At 52.6% G+C, this 7271-nt stretch carries 4 protein-coding genes; all 4 read left to right on the top strand.

The genetic code is table 11. The features are described from left to right. Positions 1-535 precede the first annotated feature (535 nt). The 4 genes from JW984_11480 (at position 536) to JW984_11465 (ending at position 7186) form a co-directional block, all read left to right on the top strand. Positions 536-1585, top strand: coding sequence for an N-acetyl-gamma-glutamyl-phosphate reductase (locus JW984_11480; protein MBN1573807.1), 1050 nt, complete (start codon positions 536-538; stop codon positions 1583-1585). A gap of 135 nt (positions 1586-1720) precedes the next feature. Further along, positions 1721-5230, top strand: a complete 3510-nt coding sequence (mfd, locus tag JW984_11475) for a transcription-repair coupling factor (GenBank protein ID MBN1573806.1) — start codon at positions 1721-1723, stop codon at positions 5228-5230. 23 nt (positions 5231-5253) lie between these two features. Beyond that, on the top strand, positions 5254-6099 hold the full coding sequence (locus JW984_11470) for a peptidylprolyl isomerase (protein ID MBN1573805.1): 846 nt from the start codon (positions 5254-5256) through the stop codon (positions 6097-6099). Between the two features lie 10 nt (positions 6100-6109). Then, positions 6110-7186 (top strand): peptidyl-prolyl cis-trans isomerase, encoded by a 1077-nt coding sequence (locus JW984_11465; GenBank protein ID MBN1573804.1) that lies wholly within the window; start codon positions 6110-6112, stop codon positions 7184-7186. The last annotated feature ends 85 nt before the right edge of the window (positions 7187-7271 follow it).

The following is a 7271-nucleotide window of genomic DNA, read 5'->3' as shown; positions in this document are numbered from 1 at the left end:
CGGCGGCGGTCTCGAGAAATCACAACGTTGTTTTTGCATCCCATCTCGTCGGAGGGCTCTTGATAGATGAGCCTTGCCGATTGTGGGGAATCACGGCGGTTGCTTTTTAAATCTGACTAATTAACGGGATAGGATGAGGTTAGGGTAGGCGTTTGAACACATAGATTCACCCGTGAAAAAACGGGGGCAAATCTAAATGTGGACTTTTCATTACCTTTCGTTTTCGTTATCTGTCGTTGCTCTGTTTGAATTTTTACTTTCGGCTGCAAAAGGGGAATTTGCCCCAAAAAGCGGAAGGGACGCGAAATATTATTACATAGGCGGCGGCCGATAGGGCCAATAAGGCCCAATAAATCAATAAGCTTTCCGGACTCCCAATTTTCGCCCCAATTTTCGATAATTGGATGAGTATCAGGGGGATCGACGGGGTCAATGGTATTTTTTTATCCAAAACTAAATTCCTGCAATAATATATCTATTATTAAGAGTTAATTTTTGAGATAAAAGTAACCCTCTTTAAGGCCTTGAAAAAGAGATGATCAAAACGGCGATAATAGGAGCGAGCGGATATACCGGATGCGAGCTTTTAAGGCTCCTTTCTCATCATCCCGATATGGAGGTTGCTGTGGTGACGTCGAGGCAGTACAGCGGAAAGACGGTCTCCGAGGTCTTCCCCCACCTGGCGTCATTTTTCGACAACCTCACCTTCGAGGAGCCGAACTACAGGGAGATAGGGGAGAGGGTGGACGCCGCATTTACGGCGCTCCCCCATGGCTCGGCGGTGGAGGCCGTCTACGAGCTCTCTTCTTCGGAAGGCAAAACCGTGCCGGTGGTGGATTTGAGCGCGGACTTCAGGTTCAACGATATTTCGACCTATGAACAAGCCTACGCCGCCCACGCAAGGCCGGAGCTCTTGGGGGAATCGGTCTACGGCCTTCCCGAGATATACAGGGACTCCATAAAGGAAGCGAGGGTCGTGGGGAACCCCGGCTGTTACCCGACCGGGGCGATCCTTGGGCTGTATCCTATCTTGAAAATGAAGTTGATAAAAACGGAGGGAATAGTGATTGACTCGAAGTCAGGGGCGACTGGCGCCGGAAGGACGCCTTCCGCCGCAACCCTCTTTCCCGAGATAGCCGAGGGGTTTCATCCCTACAAGGTGGGAAGCCACCGCCACGCCCCGGAAATCGAGGAGAACCTTACCATTGTATCCGGGGTTGAGGTTAACGTAACGTTCACCCCCCACCTCGTCCCGATGAACAGGGGGATACTCACGACCATTTACGCAGAGACGGAAACGAAGGTTTCAACGGAGGATGCCTTGAATATCTTCAGGGAGGTGTACGCGGGCGAGCCGTTTGTGAGGATCATGCCTCAAGGGAAAATCCCCGATACGGCGTGGGTCAGGGGCTCGAATCTGATCGACATCGGGGCCGTTGCCGTCAAGGGGTCGAAGAGGCTCGTGGTAGTCACGGCCATAGACAACCTCGTCAAGGGGGCGGCCGGTCAGGCGATCCAGAACATGAACCTGATCCTCGGCCTCAAGGAGGAAGCGGGATTGACCGATGCTCCCCTTTTTCCATAAACGCGTGCTTTGTAACTGAACTCGTATTTTGACGGCCGACTTTTACATGACCGATGATCGGGTAAAGACCGATTCCATAAGTTCCCCGAACTATATAGTTTACGCAATATCATTAAAAGTAACACGGTAGATACGATGGAGGAAAGGTACTCAAAGGGCACGGACGAGACCATCAATGAGATCCTCTCCCTTTCTGGAAAGGGAGGCGGCGGGCTGAATATTACGGGGCTTACCGGCTCCGCCGCCCACCACCTCGCCGTCAAGACCGCCTTGCGCTCCGAAAGGCCGATTCTCTTTATCGTGCCGGGGAAGAGGTTTGACGAGGAGACTGCGAACATCGAGTTTTACGCCGGTGAAATCCCCGGCGGTGTGAACGTGCTCTCCCTTCCCTCTTTGGACTTTGATCCCTACGACCGCCTCTCCCCACAGATCGACACAACCATCGCAAGAATCAGGACTCTTTCAAAAATGGTGGATAAGAACGGACCTTACATCATAACGGCGCCCGTGCGCTCCCTGATGACGAGGGTCATGCCGAAAAGCGACCTTTCCAAGATGAGGATCGAGATAGTCAGGGGGAAGGAAGTCTCGATAGGGTCGATCGTAGGATTCCTCGTGATGTCAGGATACATATCCCAGGATCTCGTTCGGAGTCCGGGGGACTTCTCGATTCGAGGGGGCATCCTCGATTTTTTCGGACCATCGAGGCCGAATCCCGTCCGGGTGGAGTTTTTCGGCGACGTTGTGGAGTCGATAAGGACCTTCGACCCCGAGACCCAGCGGTCGATAAACGAGATCAGGGCGTTGGAACTCCTTCCGGCGTCGGAGCTCGTCCTCACCGAGGAGAACAGGAAGCGGGGCATAAGGTGGATAAGGGAAGCCGGAAACATGGTCGATACCCCCGTCAAGAGGATCAGGAAGATGATAGAGGAGATCGAGGCCTTCCGTGTGCCCCCGGGCCTCGGGGCGCAGGCCAAAGCCTTTTACGGAGGGATGGACACCCTGTTCGACTACCTCCCGAAAAGCGCCCTCGTGTTTGTCGATGAGCCGGAGGGGATTTTCAGCGAGGCCGACCAGTTCCACAATCTCTGCCGCGGTAACTACGGCCGATCAGTTGAAAAGAAGGACCCGTCGCTGCCCGTGGAGGAGCTCTTTCTGTCTCCCGAAGATGTCAAGGGGCTTTTGGCCGGAATGAGCGCGGTCAAGATAAATCCCATCATAACGGGGGAGAGGGAGGAGACGATCCGGCTTGAGACGGTGGATCACTCCTCTCTCAGGGCGAAGATAAAGGGGATAAAGAAGGGGGATTCCCTTCTCACTCCTCTGGTGAAAAAGATAAGCCGCGAGATAACCGAGGGGAACAGGGTGGCCGTCGTATGTCTTACCAAGACCCAGGGGAAGCGTCTTTCCGACCTCCTCTACAACCACGGGGTGGAGATGGCGGTCTACGATCTGACGTTCAACGCGTGGCTGAGAGGAGGGGTGAAGGGAGCGATCCTCATAGGGGGACTGAGTGTCGGTTTTGAAGACCCGTCTCTGGGTATCGTAATCATTACGGAAGAGGAGATATTCGGAACAAAGATAAAGATAAGAAAGCCCAAAGGGGACGGGCTCGGCGAGGCGGTAAAGAGGTCGGACCCCTTGAATCCGGGCGATTATGTCGTTCACAAGAAGTTCGGAGTCGGCAGGTATATCGGACTTCTGAACCTCAAGGTCATGGGAACCACCGGTGACTTTCTCCACGTCGAATACGAAGATAACGACAAGCTCTACATCCCGGTGGACAGGATATCCCTCCTCCACCGCTACAGGGGGGGGGACGGCGCCGCGGTAAGGCTCGACAAACTGGGAAGCGGGGCGTGGGAGAAGTCCAAGGGGAAGGTCAAGGCGGAGATCATGGCAATGGCAAGGGAGCTCGCCTCACTTTACGCAAAGAGGAGAGCGAATCCGGGCCACTCTTTTTCCGCCCCCGGGAGCGATTTCGCCGAGTTCGAGGCTGGATTCGCCTTCGAGGAAACCCCCGATCAGCTGAAGGCGACGGAGGATGTGATCGCCGACATGATGAGTCCCACGCCGATGGACCGCCTCGTCTCCGGGGACGTGGGCTATGGAAAGACGGAAATCGCGATGAGGGGGGCGTTTGTCGCCGTAACGGAGGGAAAACAGGTAGCGGTGATAGTCCCCACGACGATCTTAGCCGAGCAGCACTACCTGACGTTCAAGGAGAGGTTCAAGGACTACCCTGTAAACGTTAAGATGCTATCGAGGTTTCTTACGAAAAAGGAGCAGGGGGAGGTTATCTCCGGCCTGAAGGAAGGGAGTGTCGACGTCGTCATTGGAACCCACAGGCTTTTCTCCAAGGACATCTCCTTTAAAGACCTGGGGCTTCTCATCGTCGATGAGGAGCACCGCTTTGGGGTCAGGCACAAGGAGAAGATAGTTAAGATGAAGACCCAGCTTGACGTCCTTGCCATGACCGCAACCCCCATCCCCAGGACCCTCTCCATGTCGATGATGGGAATCAGGGACATATCTGTCATCAACACCGCCCCCCTAAACCGCCTTTCGGTAAAGACCTACATATCGGAGTTTGACTCCGACGTCATAAAGGAGGCCGTGTTAAGGGAGATGAACAGGGGGGGGCAGGTTTTCTTCGTCCACAACAGGGTAAAGAGCATCCCGGCGATGCGCGGGTATCTCGAGGGACTCCTCCCCGGGGTTAGGATAGGGATTGCCCACGGGCAGATGAACGAACACGAGCTGGAGAAGGTCATGCTCGATTTCGTAAACAAGAGGATCGACCTCCTCCTCTCCAGCGCCATTATCGAGTCGGGCCTTGATATTCCGGCGGCGAACACCATGATCATAAACAGGGCCGACATGTTCGGCCTGGCGCAGCTTTACCAGATTCGGGGGAGGGTCGGCCGCTCTAACGTCAGGGCATATACCTATCTCCTCGTCCCGGGGACAAAGGGGCTTACACAAGACGCCGAGAAGAGGCTCAAGGTCATCTCGGAGTTTACGGAGCTCGGCTCCGGTATAAAAATAGCCGCCTACGACCTTGAGATCAGGGGCGCAGGAAACCTCCTCGGCAAAGATCAGTCCGGCCACATAAACACCGTCGGTTTCGAGATGTACAACAGCATGATCAAGGAGGCAATGGCCGAGATCAAGGGGGATGCACCGACAATCGAGTTCGACCCCGAGATAAATATCCCCATATCGGCCTTCATCCCGGACGACTATATCCCAGATTCCACGGTTCGCCTCTCCCTGTATCGGAAGCTGATCGGCGCCGAGGACGAGACAAGGTTAAGCGAGATTACGGCCGAGATAAAAGACCGTTTCGGAAAACCTCCTACTGCGGTTTTAAACCTGATAAATCTCGCCGAGATCAGGTTTCTCGCCCGGGAGGCTGGAGTTGTCTCCGTCAACAATCAGGGTGGCCAACTAAAAATCAACTTCCACGAAGCGGCTGAATTAAACAGCGAGGAAATCGTCAAGATGGTGTATGTGGAGCCGGAGAGGTTCGGTCTCTCTCCCGACGGCACGCTGAAATTCACCCCTCCGGAGGTGGAAATTGAGGGATTGATTGAGCACCTGAGAAATCTATTGCAAAGGTTGGCTCAATATGTTAGATTATAAGGATAAACTTGGGTAGATGGTTTATGGATCGAAGACTTCTTGCTCCATTTATGGTCTCGTGCATCTCCGCTTGTCTGTTTATTTGCCTTTTGGGCTGTGGCGAAAAGAAGGATGTCGCCCGGTTCAACGGCAGCACCATTACACTTGAAGAATACCTTTGGGAGAAGGACAATCTCCCCTATCATACGAGGGAATCGATAAAGACGATTGACGACAAAAAGGAGTTTGTCAACAGGCTGTTAACTCAGAGGCTACTCGTCGAGGAGGCGATGAAAAGGGGTATCCAAAACGACGATACGGTCCGCTACAAGATAGAGAGTTATAAAAGGACCCTTATCATCAACGAGCTGTTGAGGAGGGAGTTTGAGGGGAGGACGATGGTTACGGAGGAGGAGGTCAAAAAGTATTACGAGGAGAACATCGGTCAGTTTACCAAGGAGATCGTCGAGGCGAGCCATATCCTGGTAAAAAAGAGGGAAGACGCCGAGATGATAAAAAGCCTCCTGTCTCAGGGTGAGAAATTCCCCGAGCTGGCAATACGCTTTTCCCTGGGGCCGAGCGCAAAAACGGGGGGCAGCCTTGGGGAGATAACCCGGGGACAGATGATGCCCGATTTTGAAGAGGCCCTTTTTAAGCTTGAGAAGCCTGGGGAGATAAGCCAGATCGTCGAGACCAATTTCGGCTTTCACATCATAAGGCTCGACAAGTCCAAAATAATCAGAGTTCAACCTCTTAGCGAGGTTAGCGGAAAGATTCGCGTCCTCCTTACGGATAAAAAGGAGAAAGAGTTCTTCGAGAACTACGTCGAGGATTTGAAAAAGAAAATAGATATCGAGATAGACGAAGAAATTCTAAATGAGATGGGATAGGGTGTTGAACATGAATACTCGGAAATTTACGAAGACGGCAAGCAGGCTGGTCTTTATCCTGCTGTCTGTTATTGTCCTTATCGTTGCGGCCGGATGTGGAAAGGATAAGGCCTCAAAGGAGGATGAAAGGGAGGTGTTGGCTGTGGTGGGCGATAAGTCTATCACGACATCGGAGTTTGAAAAGGCGATAAAAGACCTAAAGGCCAAGCTACCGAGCGGTGAGTTTATCGACGAGGAAAAGGCGAGGGGGATAAAGCTCAATCTTTTAAACCAGCTTATCGAGAAGAGAATCTTGATTACCGAGGCGGAGAAGCTTGGGATAACCGTATCGGAAAAAGAGATAGACTCAAAGATGAAGGAGCTTACGTCGGAGTATAACTCCGAGCTTGAAAAGCTCAGGGTTGAGTTTGAAAAAAGTGAAACGGGAGAAAACGACTCTACAACGTTCGAGGAGTGGCTCAAAGACAAGGAGATCGCCGTGACCTTCGAGGATTGGCTCGAGGAGAAGGGTATCGACATCGAGCAGTGGAGGAAGGAGTCCACCTATCAAATACTCCTGGAGAAGTTGGTCGAAGAGGTTATCGGGGAGAGCGTGGAGGTATCGAAAGAGGAGATAAAAGAGTACTATACGGAAAATCAGGAAGATTACAACAGGCCCGTAACCGTAAGGGCCCTCCAGATAATGGTGGACACAGAAGAGAAGGCAAAAAAGCTCCTTGAAGAAATCGAGGGTGGAAGAGATTTTTCAGAGGTGGCAAGAGCAAACTCCATCTCGCCGGACGCCCAGAACGGGGGAGACCTCGGCTATTTCAGCAAAGACCAGATGCCCCCCTTTGTCGAGGTGGTGTTTGACATGAAGCCGAATGAGCTGAGCGGTATAATTGCGAGCCCCTACGGCTATCATATATTTAAAGTGATTGATATAAGGGACGCTAAAAATATGACCCTCGATGAGGCCGAGGCCGAGATCAAGGATAAGTTGAAGAGGAAGAAGATCGAAGAGGCGTACGGGGAGTGGTTCAGCGAAATAAAGAACAAGACAAAGATCGAGGTAAATCCGGCCGTGTTGGAAAAGATAAAGATGTAGATGTGAAAGGCATTTGGGGGGAGGGGGGCGATCCTGTTTGGCTGTAGGGATGGTGGTATTTGATGGGGGGGTCGATCCTGTTAGG

It is taken from the genome of Candidatus Zymogenus saltonus, assembly GCA_016929395.1.
GTDB lineage: Bacteria > Desulfobacterota > Zymogenia > Zymogenales > Zymogenaceae > Zymogenus > Zymogenus saltonus.
This window is presented reverse-complemented; position numbering and strand designations above follow the sequence as displayed.

Excerpts from the sequence above, each read along its gene's own strand:
- mfd (MBN1573806.1), top strand. The coding sequence starts at position 1,721 with ATGGAGGAAAGGTACTCAAAGGGCACGGACGAGACCATCAATGAGATC.
- JW984_11465 (MBN1573804.1), top strand. The coding sequence starts at position 6,110 with ATGAATACTCGGAAATTTACGAAGACGGCAAGCAGGCTGGTCTTTATC.
- JW984_11470 (MBN1573805.1), top strand. The coding sequence starts at position 5,254 with ATGGATCGAAGACTTCTTGCTCCATTTATGGTCTCGTGCATCTCCGCT.
- JW984_11480 (MBN1573807.1), top strand. The coding sequence starts at position 536 with ATGATCAAAACGGCGATAATAGGAGCGAGCGGATATACCGGATGCGAG.